Source organism: Brucella pituitosa, assembly GCF_965577835.1.
GTDB classification, from domain to species: Bacteria; Pseudomonadota; Alphaproteobacteria; order Rhizobiales; family Rhizobiaceae; genus Brucella; species Brucella pituitosa.
In genome coordinates, this window is record NZ_OZ264094.1 from 683,911 (window position 1) to 698,033 (window position 14,123).

Below are 14,123 nucleotides of genomic sequence, written 5' to 3' on the forward strand. Positions count from 1 at the left end.
GTTCGTCACCGCGTTTCAGGATAGTGAGTCGAAAGAGCTGAGCAAATCCTTCGACGGGCTCATACGGGGATTGGCAGCTATTCAGGACTGCTTACAAGCGCGGTCAGCCCCAAATATGCAAGTCCATTTATCACCAAGGCAGGACAATCAGCTTAAATAAACCAAATTGCGGCTTTTAGGATCACCTGCGGCTTTTGGGATCGTCAGAAATAAAGCGCAAAGCGGTCATGAAATCGAACATCAATCGCTTCATGCGCATTTTTGCTAACAGATGCGGCACTCATCAGGCGTACTGGTTTAGGGATATCTGAAACTCACGTCCGAACGTCCACCATGTTCTATGTAGGGTCGCTTTGGAGGGAGAGAAGGGCCGGGAAGGGGTGGCTTGCCGGGTCTTGAGAGCATCCGGCCTGGCTCGGACCTTATTGGCTCTCGATAGGATTTCCCATGAACGCGATCTATTCACCTGCCCTGAACACGGGTACGAGCCCGACTGTAGCTGCTGATCATCTCGATCGGGCTAATAAAATTTTCCATGCTGGCCATGCGCTATTGTCGTTTCTAAAACATGGCCAGAAAATCGGATCAGCGGAACTACGGAACGTCCTGATCAATAGCTTTGGCGGATCGGATGCGGAGGGTCGGCGCAGCGTGGAAATGGAAGGAGAAACGCGGCTCAACTTGCAGGCGGGTGCAGCCTTGTGTCGAGAGCAAAGGGTTCCTGAAATTTCAGAGAATAGCCTTGTTCTGAAACATCCGCAGCAAAAATCAGGTTCCAGCTATGCGGGGAGACTGCGCTTGGAAGTGCAACAAAGCGATGACGCCGAAGCAAATCGTCGCCGAAAGCTTGCTGCCCAGCACCGGGAATGCCGGGGCGTAACCAATTGGAATTGGGAACACTTCCCGGTTCCACTACATGGACCTCGGCAGGATCAGTAACGGTGAGCGCCGTCATTGTATGCGCGACTGTATCGAGTGCCCGAAATCCCTTGTGGACCGCGACTTCAAGGATCGCTGTCGCAGGATCAAGCGAGCAATAAACCGCGCGGATACCTTTGCTGTTCCAACGCCCACCAACCCGATAGGCTCCTTCGCCACTGTCCCATGTTGATGCGTGAATTGCCTGATCGAGCCTCCATGCAACAAGTTCGCTCCCACTGAGCGCCACTGGTCGGAGCGTCATGCATAAACGCCGTATTCGAGGCGGTTGAGGTGATCTTCAACCAGCTCAAATCCGGCAGGCGTACCAAGAAGATCAATCGGACGACGCTGATCAAGGCCAATTGCTGGACGCTCCAGCCATTGTTCTGCTTCCAGCTGCGACCCGAATATATCCGTTGCCTTTGCAAGGATCTCAGCAAATTTCCAGGTCCGGCCGCTCTGTTCCTGACTTAGCGGTTTGGAAGGCGTATCCTTGCGCCTTTGCCATGTACGCAGGCTCATGCCGATCGCTTTTTCGAGGGATTCGTTCTTGCTGATGATGGCAAGATTACCGACAAGATGATCCAGTGCGAGCGTTGGCAGGCCGCGTAACAGCAACTCGTGGGCTTCAAGCGTATTGGTCAGGTGACGCGTCAGAACACGCGGACCTCCCAGCAAAGCTTCGATTTTTTGCAGTTCACCACCGCCGGTCACTGGCGAAGGTGCTTTTGCCGCGATACCCATGATTTTGCTCCTGCGTCACTTGTCGTTCATTATATGCCATTTGTCGCCATTCATTTCAAGGTGCTGGAAATATCCGATCGTCTGACTGACGAATGGGTACAGCCTCGGCGGAAGGTCGACGAGTATATTCAGACGCTGATTTGATCTGCATCTCAAATGCGATACAACTCGTTTTCTCATCAGGAGAAACCGATATGGCCACTTGCACGTCGATGCTCGAAAACGAGATAGACAAGAAGCTGAAGGAAGATACGGCGCTAGAGCGCGAACATGTTGGCGGTTCTGTTTCTGAGGCCGATGACAAATGGTTTCAGGCTAAGGTTCGAGAAGCTATGGAAGATATTGGCCTGACCATACCGCATCGTAAGGTTATGGATGAGGTTCAGGCTATCATCGACAGGAAGTATGCTCGTGTCTGAAAGCCAGCCAGTCAGGGTCGCAGCAATCTGATTGCCATCTGATTTTCGCAGCGAAATATCATATTGCGAACGGCCCACGAAGCCGGCCCTGATTCCGGAATGCCGTGCGCTTGCTCATGTTCGTGCATCTGAGGGGCGCCTATGTTGTTGCGCGCGACGGGGAGAACGAATTCTGCAAAGATCGCAATCTGCCCGCGGGCATTAACGGCTTCATTGAGTGTTACGCTCGGATTGGCAAGCGATGACGTCACGCCTGCATTTCAATTGCGAGCCGATGATGGAGAACGGGCGCCGAGAAGGGGCTATATCCGCCCGGCGCTGTCTCGAACGAACGGTTGGTGCAATGCTGGCCGGATGCGGACAAAGAGCCCAAATGTCGTGGCATGCCACGCGCGAGGTTGCGAATTGGGTGGCCAGAATGATTTGCCGCTTCATCGGTTACTCCAAACCATTCCCGTTGTATGTCGCTCGTATAGACGAGGGCCTGCTTTTGCGGCCAACCCCTGACGGGGTAAGACTCACCCGAAATTTTTAAAAAATTCGATTTCAGTTTTCTATGCGAGGGCAGGCACTTTCACCTGCAGGCGGGCAGAAGTGCGCCCTCACTTGAACGCGGAAAATAGAATTTTGAAAAAATTGCGGGCGAGCTGACCGCAGCAGATCCATCGTCTCTTCGTGCGCCATCGGGAATGGTCCCGAGCAACTGAAGGAAACAGAACCATGGCCACCACAATCGCAACCCTGACGCAGAAGACCGACGGCACTTTCGAGGGCGTCTTCGCCACCATCCGGGTCAATGCCCCGATCGCCATCGTCCCGAACGCCACCAAGGCGAGTGAGGAAGCCCCCGATTTCCGCGTCGTTCACCGCCGCACCGGCTTCGAGATTGGCGCAGGCTGGAACCGCATCGCTCGCCAGACCGGCGAAGAGTACCTCTCGGTCAAGCTGGAAGCCCCGGAAATAGGCGTGATCTTCGGCAACCTCGCACAGGCTCCCGGCGGCGATCCGAGCAAGAAAGTCATCCTCTGGAACAATCCGACCTGAACGACGAATAAGCCGGCCCCGAAATCGGGGCCGGCTTCCCTCTGTGCCAACTTCGGCTGTGTCTGCGCTGAAAGTGGAGGGAAAGCAGGTATCGAACCTGCTTTCCCTCTTTTTATGACGAACACCCATCAGCACAATGGATCCGGTTCTGATCCAGCGGTCTTGTCTTATATCCTCGTGCTCGTTTTGCCCGTAATAGATCGAGGAACATTGACACCGCTTCTTCTTCCCTTTGGAAGTGATGTGTCTTTGTTTGTCCGCTTGCGCCGATGCGGCCCCATCTGCGTATCAGACATGGAGCCCGAAACAGCGTGGGTTCGATAGAAAGCGCATAGAAACGCGCCATGTTTCTGATCGGATCGGAGCGTTCGACGTAAAGTCGATAGGGTTGTTTCAACATGGCGTCGAGAATCGCCTTTTGACGAAATGGCGTCCAACGACATTTATGAATCGGTGACGGCGCAATGATTCATTTTGATGATCAATTCTGTATTGCCTGGCCCATGTTCAGGTGGGCCGCTTTCAAGGCCCCCGTGCTGCGTGCCTTGCTTATGGAGCCTGCAAGCAGTTTACGCCGATGCGCGTAGCGTTCCTCCCGCGTGAAGAGAGAGACATCGTCCCGTGAAAATCGCCCACGTCATGGATCCGCGCTTGCCCTGTGGTTCGAGCATTACTAGTCTCACTAAAATACAGGAGTTTGCGCTGTCCGCCTGTCGATGGCGTTTCTTTGAAACTAAGGATCTAAGCGCTGTGATCGTTGAGCGACCAAACATCGATACGCATGCATGGTCGAAGAAGCGAAACCTAGTCTTCGGGATGTTGCGTTATGTCGTTCGTGTGGTTAGCGCTCTGGTAGCGGGAATTTTATATGCAGCCTTCCTTTGCATCTGGCATCTCAGCTACTTCCTGCTTTGCCTGTTTCGCCCGGTCGTTGATGTATCGATGATTGGTGGGGTCATCATGCTGCCAACTGCGTTTGCGGCTTTTGTCAAGCCTGAGGTCGCCCATGGCATGCCGTATTGGGTATTTCTTTTGATGGCTGTTGGCTTTGTTGCGACATCCATGGGCTATTCAAGGTTCGTTGATTGGTTCGCGCCGCCGGATACGGACGATCCTGCAGAACGATACCGACGCCCCGATTGGCGCTAATCGCTTGCCGGAGCCTCACTATCTGTCCGCTTTGACGAACCGGTTAACTTCTGCGGCCTCGTCCATTTCCTTTCGCCGGAAATAGATCGCACGACCACAGCGGATCGGACTGTGTCCCTGTACAATGATGATCTGCTCGTCTTTGCGCATCGATTGCGTGATTTCGTGCGGCATGATCAGCGGGCGACGTTGAAAATTGAGGTTTTCGGATTTTCGCGAAGCGGTGTTTTTCGTATCCCAGCCGATATTGCGTGAACTGCTTTTCACCTCGACCGTCATTTCTCCGCATTGCGCTGAGACGTTTCGTGCGGTGTCGAGCGCCTTGATTGCCGCATAGCTTGCAAATGCACATCCGTCGATCCACGAGACTGCGCCATCCTTGCCGAAATGTCGCTCAAGCTGGCCGACGGACTGATACATCAGCATCATGCTGATCCCGTATTTGCGGCCGCGATCACGGGCCTCTTCCAGAACGCGCATATAGCCAAGCAGATCGACCTCGTCGAGCATGAACAAGGCCCGGCGCTGGAATGCACCATCTGCTTCGATCATTGCATTGATCAGCGAGCCGATGATCACACGCCCTATCCCCGGATAGGAACGCAGGATTGATGCGGGGATATTCAAAAACACATCTTTTTTGCCTGTCGCGATCTCAGCGGATTTGAAGCTATCGCCACAGACGAGGGCGGCATAATTGTCGAGAGACAGCCACTGGGTATCCTTCGATGCGGTAGAGTAAACGCCAGAGAAGGTTTGCTCTGTCATGTTAACGAACACGCCGAGCGTTTCGCGAATGAAGGCCGAAGCGGAATGCTCCTGGACGTTACGCAACATGGCGAGCACGGACGTCTCGGGTCCGGAAACGATTTGGCGTAAGCTGCGTAAATTGCGCCGATTGCTAAATTCCGGCGACAACATCACGTGAGCCAAAAGCCCTGTCAGCAGATTATGTGCCTGGTTCTGGAAAAAGGAGCCTGTGGAGCTTTCGAAGCGCACGCTTTCTGAAAGCAGCATATGTGCGATGCCGACAATGTCTTCCTCCTTCCTGGTCGAGGTCTCAATCCCGTCAAGGACATTGAAGCCCATGACCGGATGGGTCGGATCGAGTACCATGACGTCGCGTCGAAGTTTCTTGCGGCGATGTTCAATGACCATTGGCGCCACTTCGGTCGAAGGATCGAGGCAGATGATCGGACCGGTATAGCGCAGCGCCGTCGGCACGACATTGCTCGTCGTCTTGTAACCACCCGACCCTGCAAAAAACAGCATATGTGTTGAATCAAAGTCCTGACTATAGGTGAGAAGGGGCGCCTTGCCGCCGCGTCCCCATGTGGCTGGGTCGTTGGGATCAAAGGGCAGTTCATGAACCAGTTCCTTGTCGACGCGATAGCGTTCGCCAACAACGATTTCGCCACCTTCCGGGAATAGTCGTGCTGCGGCACGCATTGGCAGCCAGTCTGCATCGCCGAATGTTGCGCGCCGGGCCCGCTTTATCTGTTCAGGTACGACACTGGACATGCGTGCTGAGACCGCGACCGCGACAAAGCCAATTGCAGCACTGACGACCGCAATCATATCAAGGTATGAGAGCGCCTGCTCCCATCTCACCGCTCCACTCTTCACGAAGGGCGAAAGGCGGGCAATTTCGCGCAATGCGTAAATGCCAGCCACGAGCAGGAAGCAAGCAAGGCTTGCCAGCGCGATCGGCCGCCGCCGATGCAGCGGGAGCACCCAGACAGTCAGGAGCCCGGCAAGCGGACCGAACATGAGGGCTGGTACAGGAGACGCCCGTAAAAACCAGTATTGCGTTTTTCCTGATATGCCTGCGGCCAATTCCGGCCAGCGCCAGTTCGCTAAATAAAACGCAAAGCCGGAAATGATGATCGGTACGAAAACGAGCAACTGGCTTGGGTGCAGTTTGGATCGCGCCGTCATTCGCTTGCATCCACGACAGGGCGATATGCGCCAATAGAAACAGGAACCCGAAAAGCAATCTCGCCCATAACCTGCAAGCGTCGATATTCCGATGTCTCTGGCGACAGTCGCGCCAGTTCCAACAAGCCGCCGAGCAGGAATGCCCGATCGACATTTGATAAACCCGCACGAATGACAATCCCGCCGAGCAGGAATTTTTGGTGGGCTTCTTTCTTGCGGTCAGCTGTCATGAGAAACCTCCGCCGTCGTTCCAGCCCCACCATTTGTCTGTCTATGCGGCGCAGTGTTTCCGCCACGAGCCTCCTTTTTGTCCCTTTCACGAAATCGCGCAGCAATCTCTTCAACGATGTGATCGACTTCCTCATCGGTAATTGCCATCTCGGCGAGCCCCGCCTTTGTGGCCGCGCGCGCAAAACGGTCTGCTGATTTTACTATCAAGAGTTTTTTACGTTCACGCAGCTTCTCGATCTGCGTGTCGATATCTATGATTGACGACTTGGCGGCCATAATGCGTTTCCTTTCATAGATTGTTTCGCCAATTGATGATTAAACTAACTAGAAACAATTAGTAAAACAAGCTACCATGTGCAAGATCCCAAAAACGTCGATGCCGGAATCTCGGCTTGAGCCGTCTTCCGGAAAAGCTGCATCGGGTCTGCAGCCCGATTGATTTGAGGGCGCAATATACGTCGCTTGTGCGACGTGCCTGGGAGACCGGAGAACAGTCGTGGCGATTATGTTCATCAGAGCACAGGTGATCAGCAGAGGGGCGGGGCGTAGCATCGTCTCGGCTGCCGCATATCGTCATCGTGCTCGGATGATGGATGAACAGACTGGAACTTCATTTAGCTATCGTGGTGGTGCCGGTGAACTCAAGCATGAAGAACTGGCGTTACCGGACCAGATCCCAGCATGGCTGAGTTTGGCAATCGAAGGCAAAACTGTCGCTCAAGCAAGTGAGGCATTATGGAATGCTGTCGATGCATTTGAAACGCGGGCGGATGCACAGCTTGCCCGTGAACTCATCATTGCACTGCCGGAGGAACTGACGCGGGGGGAGAACATAGCCCTTGTCCAGGAATTTATTCGGGACAATCTGACTTCAAAGGGGATGATTGCTGACTGGGTCTATCACGATAAGGACGGCAATCCTCACATCCACCTGATGACAGCGTTGCGGCCGCTGACCGAAGAGGGTTTTGGGCGAAAGAACGTGCCGGTGCTCGGGTGGGATGGCGAGCCGCTGCGTGTGGTCACGCCGGATCGACCGAATGGGAAGATCGTTTACAAGCTTTGGGCTGGCGACAAGGAAACGATGAAAGCCTGGAAGATCGCCTGGGCGGAAACAGCCAACCGGCATCTGACGCTTGCTGGCCATGATATTCGCCTTGATGGGCGCTCTTATGCCGAGCAGGGCCTCGATGGAATTGGCCAGAAACATCTCGGACAGGAAAAGGCGGCGTTGGCGCGTAAGGGCGTGGAGATGTATTTTGCGCCAGCCGAACTTGCCCGTCGGCAAGAAATGGCTGATTTGTTGCTTGCCAATCCCGAACTGCTCCTGAAGCAACTTGGCAACGAACGCTCGACCTTTGATGAGAAGGATATCGCAAAAACGCTGCATCGCTATGTCGACGATCCGTCCGACTTCGCCAATATCCGCGCGAGCCTGATGGCGTCCGACGATCTTGTGCTGTTGAAGCCACAGCAGGTGGATCGGCAGACCGGCAAGGCAACCGAACCTGCAATCTTCACGACCCGCGAAATCCTGCGTATCGAATATGACATGGCGCAGTCAGCGGCGGTTTTGTCAAAGCGCAAGGGGTTTGGAGTTGCGGCTGCAAAGGTTGCAGCTGCCGTCCGGAGCATCGAAACGGCGGATCCGGAAAAACCGTTCAGGCTTGATCAGGAGCAGATTGACGCCGTCCGTCATATTGCTGGTGACAGCGCCATTGCTGCTGTTGTTGGACTTGCGGGTGCTGGCAAGTCGACGCTTCTTGCCGCTGCCCGTGTTGCCTGGGAACAAGAGCATCGTCGTGTCTTCGGAGCGGCTCTTGCAGGAAAGGCTGCGGAAGGTCTGGAGGACAGTTCTGGCATCAAATCGCGAACCCTTGCCTCGTGGGAACTTGGTTGGGAGAGTGGCCGCGATCTTCTCAAACGGGGTGACGTTTTTGTCGTCGATGAAGCAGCTATGGTTTCGTCGCAGCAGATGGCGCGTGTTCTGAAAGCCGTCGAGGATGCCGGTGCGAAAGTCGTTCTGGTTGGAGATGCGATGCAGCTTCAGCCAATCCAGGCCGGTGCAGCCTTCCGGGCCATAGCGGAGCGGATTGGTTCGACTGAGCTTGCCGGTGTTCGCCGTCAGCGGGAAGTCTGGGCACGTGATGCCGCCAGGCTCTTCGCACGCGGCAAGGTCGAAGAGGGGCTCGATGCCTATGCTCAAAAGGGGCACATAGTGGCGGTTGAACACCGTGCCGAAGCAGTCGAGCGCCTCGTCGCTGACTGGAGCAAAGCGCGCAGAGAGGCGATCGCACAGTCGCGGACGGCAGGCAATGATGGAAAGCTGCGCGGCGACGAGATGCTGGTGCTCGCCCATACCAATGAAGATGTAAAACGCCTCAATGAATCCCTCCGGACGGTGATGAACAGGGAAGGTGCTCTGACAAACGCTCGTGCGTTTCGCACGGAGCGCGGCGTTCGGGAATTTGCAGCTGGCGACCGGATCATCTTTCTGGAAAATGCCCGTTTTGTCGAAAAGCGCGCAAAGCACCCTGGCCCGCAATATGTCAAAAACGGTATGCTCGGTACTGTCGTTTCGACCGGTGACGAGCGTGGTCGTCCGCTGTTATCGATCCGTCTCGACAATGGCCGGGATGTGGTGCTCAGCGAGGACAGCTATCGCAATATCGACCATGGCTATGCTGCGACCATTCATAAAGCGCAAGGGTCGACTGTTGACCGGACCTTCGTGCTTGCCACCGGCATGATGGACCAGCATCTGACCTATGTGTCGATGACCCGACATCGTGATCACGCTGATCTTTATGCCGCACGCGAGGACTTTGAGCCAAAACCGCAATGGGGCAGGAAATCGCGTGTTGATCATGCGGCAGGCGTTTCCGGGGAATTGGTTGAAACCGGAATGGCGAAGTTCCGGCCACAAGATAAGGATGCGGATGACAGTCCCTATGCTGATGTGAAGACGAATGACGGGACAGTGCATCGGCTCTGGGGCGTCAGCCTGCCCCAGGCACTGTCCGACGGAGGCGTATCGGAAGGCGATACTGTTCTTTTGAAAAAAGATGGCGTTGAAATCGTCAAGGTCAAAATCCCTGTCACAGATAAGGAAACTGGCCGGAAGAGTTTTAAGGAACGCGAGGTCGGGCGAAACGTTTGGACGGCAAAACAGCGCGAAACTGCCATTATACGAAGTGAGCGGATTGAGCGTGAAAGCCACCGTCCGGAACTGTTCGGGCAACTGGTTGAACGTCTTGGCCGTTCAGGTGCAAAAACCACGACGCTCGATTTTGAAAGTGAAGCTGGTTATCGGGCGCATGCGCATGACTTTGCCCGCCGGCGTGGTATCGACACGCTTGCCGGAGTTGTGGCGAGCATAGAAGAGCGTGTCGGACAAAAGCTGGCGTGGCTCGACGACAAGCGCGGGCAGGTGGCAAAGCTTTGGGAACGGGCCAGTCTGGCGCTTGATATCGTGATCGAACGCGAAAGAAGCGTTTCCTATAACGAAGAACGTTCGAAACACCTTGCAGCACGATCACCTGAAACATCAGAGCAACGAGGCGACAACGGGTCCTGTCTCATTGCCCCGACCATCCGGTTTGGCCGTAGCCTCGAGGAGGCAGCGCGCCGGACGCAGCTTCACTCGGATTGCTGGAAGGAGCGGGAGGTCATTCTTCGCCCTGTGCTGGAGAAGATTTATTTAAATCCTGACAGGGCGCTTGCCAGGCTCAATGCACTTGCTTCGAACGGCCAAACAGAGCCGCGGCACCTTGCGGAGAATATTGCGAGCACGCCGCAGCGACTTGGTCAGTTCCGGGGATCGGATCGCCTTTTTGACGACGGTGCTGCCCGCGATGAACGCAAGGCTGCGCTTGGCGCTCTTTCTGAACTTGTTCCGTTGGCGCGTGCGCATGCGACAGAATTCCGGCGTCAGGCAGAACGCTTTAGCAAGCGCGAAGAGCAACGCCGCGTCTATATGGCCCTATCGATCCCTGCGCTCTCTGAATCAGCAATGGCCCGCCTTGTCGAAATCGAGAACGTGCACGAACGCGGTGGACCCGACGCCTATAAGACCGCTTTTGCCCATGCTGCAGAGGATCGTCTGCTGGTTCAAGAAGTGAAGGCAGTCAATGAGGCGTTGACAGCACGTTTTGGCTGGTCGGCCTTTACCGACAAAGCTAATGCCGTGGCTGAACGTAATATCTTCGAGCGCATGCCGGAGAACTTCGATCCAGATCGGCGCGAGAAACTGGCGCGCCTGTTTGCTGTTGTGCGCCGCTTTGCAGACGAGCAGCATCTTGCCGAAACGAAAGACCGCTCGAAAATAGTTGCAGCTGCCAGTGTTGAGCCTGGCAAGGAGAGCAATCCCCGTCTTCCGATGCTTGCAGCCGTGACGGAGTTCAAAACGCCGATAGAAGACGAGGCAAAGACGAGCGCGCTTGCCGCCAACCATTATAAGCACAATCGCGCAGCCCTGGCTGAAACAGCCTCGCAGATTTGGCGTGATCCAGCAGATGTCGTCGACAAGATTGAAGCCTTGATCATCAAAGGTTTTGCGGCTGAGCGCATCGCGGCGGCAGTCGCCAACGATCCCGCAGCCTATGGCGCATTGCGTGGCTCTGGCCGCATCATGGATAAGTTTCTGGCATCCGGGCGTGAACGAAAGGAAGCCCTTCTGGCTATTCCCGAAGCAGAAAGCCGTGTTCGGTCAATGGGTGCAGCTTACGTGACGGCGCTCAGCAACGAGACCAACAAGATCAGCGGGGAGCGCCAGCGTATGGGAATTGCTATTCCAGGATTGTCGCCTGCGGCTGAAGAGACATTGCGTGAACTTACACAGACAATGAAGAAGGACGCGAATCCTAAGGCGAAAGCCGGATTAGTCGGTAACAATATCTTGCAGGAATTCGCCACTGTCAGTCGCGCGCTCGATCTAAGGTTCGGTTATGATGCCGTCCGGAGCGGGGAGAGGTCGGTCGTCAACGTCGTGCCGCCACAACAGCGCCGAGCATTCGGGACAATGCAGGAACGTCTGAAAATCTTGCAACACATCGTTCGCATGGGAAGTGCGGAGCAAATTATAGCGGAACGTCAACGTCGAGCACTTGACCGGGGTCAGAGTATTAAGCACTGAGTTTTAAGGAGGAAAACGACGCACACGATTAACGGAAAATATCTCACTGCGGTCAGGGGCAGGCTTCCGACATTCTGATCCACGCCGAGAAAACCCTGAAGATCAAACAACGCATGACACGGCTTTACGCGGAGCATTGTGGCCGTTCCTATGAAGAATTTGAGCAAGGAATGGACCGTGACCGGTTTTTAACGGCAGAAGAGGCACTGGAATGGGGTATCATCGACCGTATTCTGGAGGTCCGGGAGGAAGTGTAATTGGTTGGTCCATAACCTGTTATGGGGCGATGTCACGACCGCCCAGGATTAGCAAGTTAGGGCGCGCGCTGGTGCTTTGGCTGGGAGAGCCAAGCGCATCACTGCGCCCGACTTTAGATAAATAATAGCGCCTATTCATTCTTGTGGCCAAACAAGGCGTCTGGGCGATCCTTATTCGCCGGGCTCAATTACGCAAGAAGGGTTATAGCTCGCGCTCCTGCTCGCGCCCGAGAGGCTGGCCTGGCCAAGCGCGATGGTAATAGCTGCCATGAAGCTCGCCAGCACTGACACCCAAAACCCATTGGCTGCGCCAAACCGGTCGATTACTAACCCGGAAACGAAAGCACCAAACGCCATTCCTATGCCAATGCCGGTCATAACCCAGGTTATTCCTTCGGTTAGCATTGTTTCAGGAACACGACGTTCGATCAATCCAAAGGCCGTTATGAATGTCGGAGATATGGCGATGCCGCTGATGAATACGGCCGTTGCAAGAACCATAGTCGATGTTCCGGCAAAGGGCAGCGGTAGGGCGGTCAGAGCCAGGACACCTACAGCAATCATCAACTGGCGATGCAGAGGCATGCGAAGCGCGAGTGCCCCGAGCGTTATACCGACGATGAATGATCCTATGGCATAGACACCAATAACGATGCTGGCTGCTTTGGGTTGACCTAGTTCTCTGGTGATTGCCACGGCACTAACTTCTGCCGTTGCAAATGTAGAACCAACGAATATGAGGGCAAGCGTAATAATCTGAACTGGACGCGACCAGATTGCCGAGCGTTGCGGGATCGTGTGATCGATCACGCGAACCGGAGGTTCACTTGATCGTTGCAGAAGGAAGGCGGTTGTGCCCACCGCCAGAAAGGCTGTGCTGATAAGCATCCCGGCTTCCGGGAACAGCGACACCGCCAATGCAACAGAAAGAGACGCTCCCGAAATATACACAAGTTCATCCGCGGCAGATTCGAATGCAAATGCGGTATTTAACTCAGGGCGGTTGCGGAAAATCTCAGTCCATCTTGCCCGAACCATCGCGGGGATACTGGGCATGGAGCCGGCAAAGAGCGCCGAGACAAATAACGTCCAGTTCGGCCAACTCTGATTTGTGGCGATAATCAGAAAAGCAAATGCGATTACCGACATAACGGTCGTGGGCATGACGATACGACTTTGACCGAACCGGTCGACAAGCCGTGATATCTGTGGTGCCACAAATGCATTGGTTAGTGCAAATGTGGCAGATACTGCTCCTGCAAGCCAATATTCCCCATGGGTTTGGGCGAGCATGGCGACGATACCCACCGGCGCCATTGCAAAAGGCAGGCGCGCGAAGAAAGCCGCGGTTGAAAAGCGTACAGCGCCCGGAGCGCTGAAAATTTCTCTGTACGGATTGGACATCAGGGCAGCCTCTGAGTGATGATATATGAAACATGCATACGATACGTATGTTAATTACATAGTTAATACGCTGCGTATGTCAACTAATATACGCGGCGTATCTGAATAAAGGAGAGACTATGCGTAAGCCGCGGAGCGAAATGATTGTCGAAACAAAGGCGAAACTGGTGGCTGCAGGCCGCAAGGCCTTTGGTTCCGTGGGATATGCAGAGGCGTCGATGGATGATTTTACAGCATCCGCCGGACTAACGCGGGGGGCCCTTTATCATCACTTCGGCGACAAGAAAGGCCTTCTGCAGGCCGTTATCAACGAAATTGATTTGGAGATGGCGACAAGATTGTGTGCGATTTCTAAAAACGCTACCGATCCGTGGCAAGGTTTCGTTGATGAAAATGCAGCTTATATTGAAATGGCACTTGAACCCGAGATCCAGCAGATCATGTTTCGTGACGGCCCGGCGGTATTTGGTGATCCTTCAGGATGGCCAAATGCCAGCGGCTGCATCAGAACAGTGGCCGAAAGCCTTAATGCATTGCGTGAAGATGGAATCATTGTCGAGATTGATACGGAGGCAGCCGCACGGCTTATTAATGCTGCAAGCAGCAGTGCTGCGCAATGGATTGCTAACTCAAGCGAACCTGAAACCACTTCAAAGCGGGCTGTTAGAGCATTTCGGACTTTTTTGGAGGGCTTGCTGGTCAAACGGAATCAGAATTTATCAGAACATTGATCGTGGGTTGCCCCTCAGTTCACCGCAAAATGACCTGAATTTTGTATGTGTTGGCTAACGCCATTTCGAAAACATCAGGCGGACTTTGAATACTGTGGTGATCCCGTAGGCGTTATGTCTTGAAGATGCGGCGGATTTTCACCGCATCTTC

Annotated in this window: 12 protein-coding genes and 1 pseudogene; 6 read left to right on the forward strand and 7 right to left on the reverse strand. The window is 54.5% G+C overall.

Translation table 11 applies throughout. The features are described from left to right. Positions 1-676: 676 nt before the first annotated feature. Entirely contained in the window at positions 677-1,183 is a 507-nt protein-coding gene (locus ACSME1_RS22540; protein WP_105706932.1) for an RES family NAD+ phosphorylase, read from the reverse strand. After that, positions 1,180-1,665, reverse strand: coding sequence for a type II RES/Xre toxin-antitoxin system antitoxin (gene parS / locus ACSME1_RS22545; protein WP_105706933.1), 486 nt, complete (start codon positions 1,663-1,665; stop codon positions 1,180-1,182). The genes ACSME1_RS22540 and parS overlap by 4 nt, the downstream gene beginning before the upstream one ends. Before the next feature lie 194 nt (positions 1,666-1,859). Between parS and ACSME1_RS22550 the strand changes: the two genes are divergently transcribed. Both ACSME1_RS22550 and ACSME1_RS22555 read left to right on the forward strand, forming a co-directional pair. Further along, positions 1,860-2,084: a type II toxin-antitoxin system antitoxin, RelB/DinJ family gene (locus ACSME1_RS22550; protein WP_105706935.1), complete on the forward strand. Its 225-nt coding sequence runs from the start codon at positions 1,860-1,862 to the stop codon at positions 2,082-2,084. Positions 2,085-2,804: 720 nt separating this feature from the next. Then, entirely contained in the window at positions 2,805-3,128 is a 324-nt protein-coding gene (locus tag ACSME1_RS22555; RefSeq protein ID WP_105706938.1) for a DUF736 domain-containing protein, read from the forward strand. Between the two features lie 112 nt (positions 3,129-3,240). Here the strand turns inward: ACSME1_RS22555 and ACSME1_RS22560 are convergent, their stop codons facing one another. Further along, on the reverse strand, positions 3,241-3,528 hold the full coding sequence (locus tag ACSME1_RS22560; RefSeq protein ID WP_105706940.1) for a WGR domain-containing protein: 288 nt from the start codon (positions 3,526-3,528) through the stop codon (positions 3,241-3,243). Between the two features lie 350 nt (positions 3,529-3,878). Between ACSME1_RS22560 and ACSME1_RS22565 the strand changes: the two genes are divergently transcribed. Beyond that, positions 3,879-4,277 (forward strand): hypothetical protein, encoded by a 399-nt coding sequence (locus ACSME1_RS22565; RefSeq protein ID WP_146113573.1) that lies wholly within the window; start codon positions 3,879-3,881, stop codon positions 4,275-4,277. Between the two features lie 18 nt (positions 4,278-4,295). Here ACSME1_RS22565 and traG read toward each other — a convergent pair whose 3' ends face one another. From traG to ACSME1_RS22580, 3 genes are read right to left on the reverse strand one after another with little or no spacing between them, the layout of a single operon-like run. Then, positions 4,296-6,215, reverse strand: coding sequence for a Ti-type conjugative transfer system protein TraG (gene traG, locus ACSME1_RS22570; protein ID WP_105706943.1), 1,920 nt, complete (start codon positions 6,213-6,215; stop codon positions 4,296-4,298). After that, positions 6,212-6,445: a conjugal transfer protein TraD gene (locus ACSME1_RS22575; protein ID WP_105706945.1), complete on the reverse strand. Its 234-nt coding sequence runs from the start codon at positions 6,443-6,445 to the stop codon at positions 6,212-6,214. The genes traG and ACSME1_RS22575 overlap by 4 nt, the downstream gene beginning before the upstream one ends. Further along, positions 6,435-6,722 carry a TraC family protein gene (locus tag ACSME1_RS22580; RefSeq protein WP_105706947.1) on the reverse strand — a complete coding sequence of 96 codons (288 nt, stop codon included), beginning with the start codon at positions 6,720-6,722 and terminating at the stop codon, positions 6,435-6,437. Before ACSME1_RS22580 ends, ACSME1_RS22575 begins: the two co-directional genes overlap by 11 nt. 220 nt (positions 6,723-6,942) lie before the next feature. On the opposite strand from ACSME1_RS22580, the gene traA reads away from it, so the two are divergent. Both traA and ACSME1_RS22590 read left to right on the forward strand, forming a co-directional pair. Further along, entirely contained in the window at positions 6,943-11,580 is a 4,638-nt protein-coding gene (traA, locus tag ACSME1_RS22585) for a Ti-type conjugative transfer relaxase TraA (protein ID WP_435655536.1), read from the forward strand. 53 nt (positions 11,581-11,633) lie between these two features. After that, a pseudogene (locus tag ACSME1_RS22590) lies at positions 11,634-11,837 on the forward strand (ATP-dependent Clp protease proteolytic subunit); the annotation flags it as partial. 171 nt (positions 11,838-12,008) lie between these two features. Here ACSME1_RS22590 and ACSME1_RS22595 read toward each other — a convergent pair. Next, entirely contained in the window at positions 12,009-13,241 is a 1,233-nt protein-coding gene (locus tag ACSME1_RS22595; protein WP_105706951.1) for an MFS transporter, read from the reverse strand. Between the two features lie 119 nt (positions 13,242-13,360). On the opposite strand from ACSME1_RS22595, the gene ACSME1_RS22600 reads away from it, so the two are divergent. Next, positions 13,361-13,972, forward strand: a complete 612-nt coding sequence (locus ACSME1_RS22600) for a TetR/AcrR family transcriptional regulator (protein ID WP_105535004.1) — start codon at positions 13,361-13,363, stop codon at positions 13,970-13,972. Positions 13,973-14,123: the final 151 nt, after the last annotated feature.

What these genes read in the sequence shown, in the direction of transcription:
- ACSME1_RS22560 (WP_105706940.1), bottom strand. Translation starts at nt 3,528, where the DNA reads ATGTTGAAACAACCCTATCGACTTTACGTCGAACGCTCCGATCCGATC.
- ACSME1_RS22555 (WP_105706938.1), top strand. Translation starts at nt 2,805, where the DNA reads ATGGCCACCACAATCGCAACCCTGACGCAGAAGACCGACGGCACTTTC.
- traG (WP_105706943.1), bottom strand. Translation starts at nt 6,215, where the DNA reads ATGACGGCGCGATCCAAACTGCACCCAAGCCAGTTGCTCGTTTTCGTA.
- ACSME1_RS22595 (WP_105706951.1), bottom strand. Translation starts at nt 13,241, where the DNA reads ATGTCCAATCCGTACAGAGAAATTTTCAGCGCTCCGGGCGCTGTACGC.
- parS (WP_105706933.1), bottom strand. Translation starts at nt 1,665, where the DNA reads ATGGGTATCGCGGCAAAAGCACCTTCGCCAGTGACCGGCGGTGGTGAA.
- ACSME1_RS22540 (WP_105706932.1), bottom strand. Translation starts at nt 1,183, where the DNA reads ATGACGCTCCGACCAGTGGCGCTCAGTGGGAGCGAACTTGTTGCATGG.
- ACSME1_RS22600 (WP_105535004.1), top strand. Translation starts at nt 13,361, where the DNA reads ATGCGTAAGCCGCGGAGCGAAATGATTGTCGAAACAAAGGCGAAACTG.
- ACSME1_RS22575 (WP_105706945.1), bottom strand. Translation starts at nt 6,445, where the DNA reads ATGACAGCTGACCGCAAGAAAGAAGCCCACCAAAAATTCCTGCTCGGC.
- ACSME1_RS22580 (WP_105706947.1), bottom strand. Translation starts at nt 6,722, where the DNA reads ATGGCCGCCAAGTCGTCAATCATAGATATCGACACGCAGATCGAGAAG.
- ACSME1_RS22550 (WP_105706935.1), top strand. Translation starts at nt 1,860, where the DNA reads ATGGCCACTTGCACGTCGATGCTCGAAAACGAGATAGACAAGAAGCTG.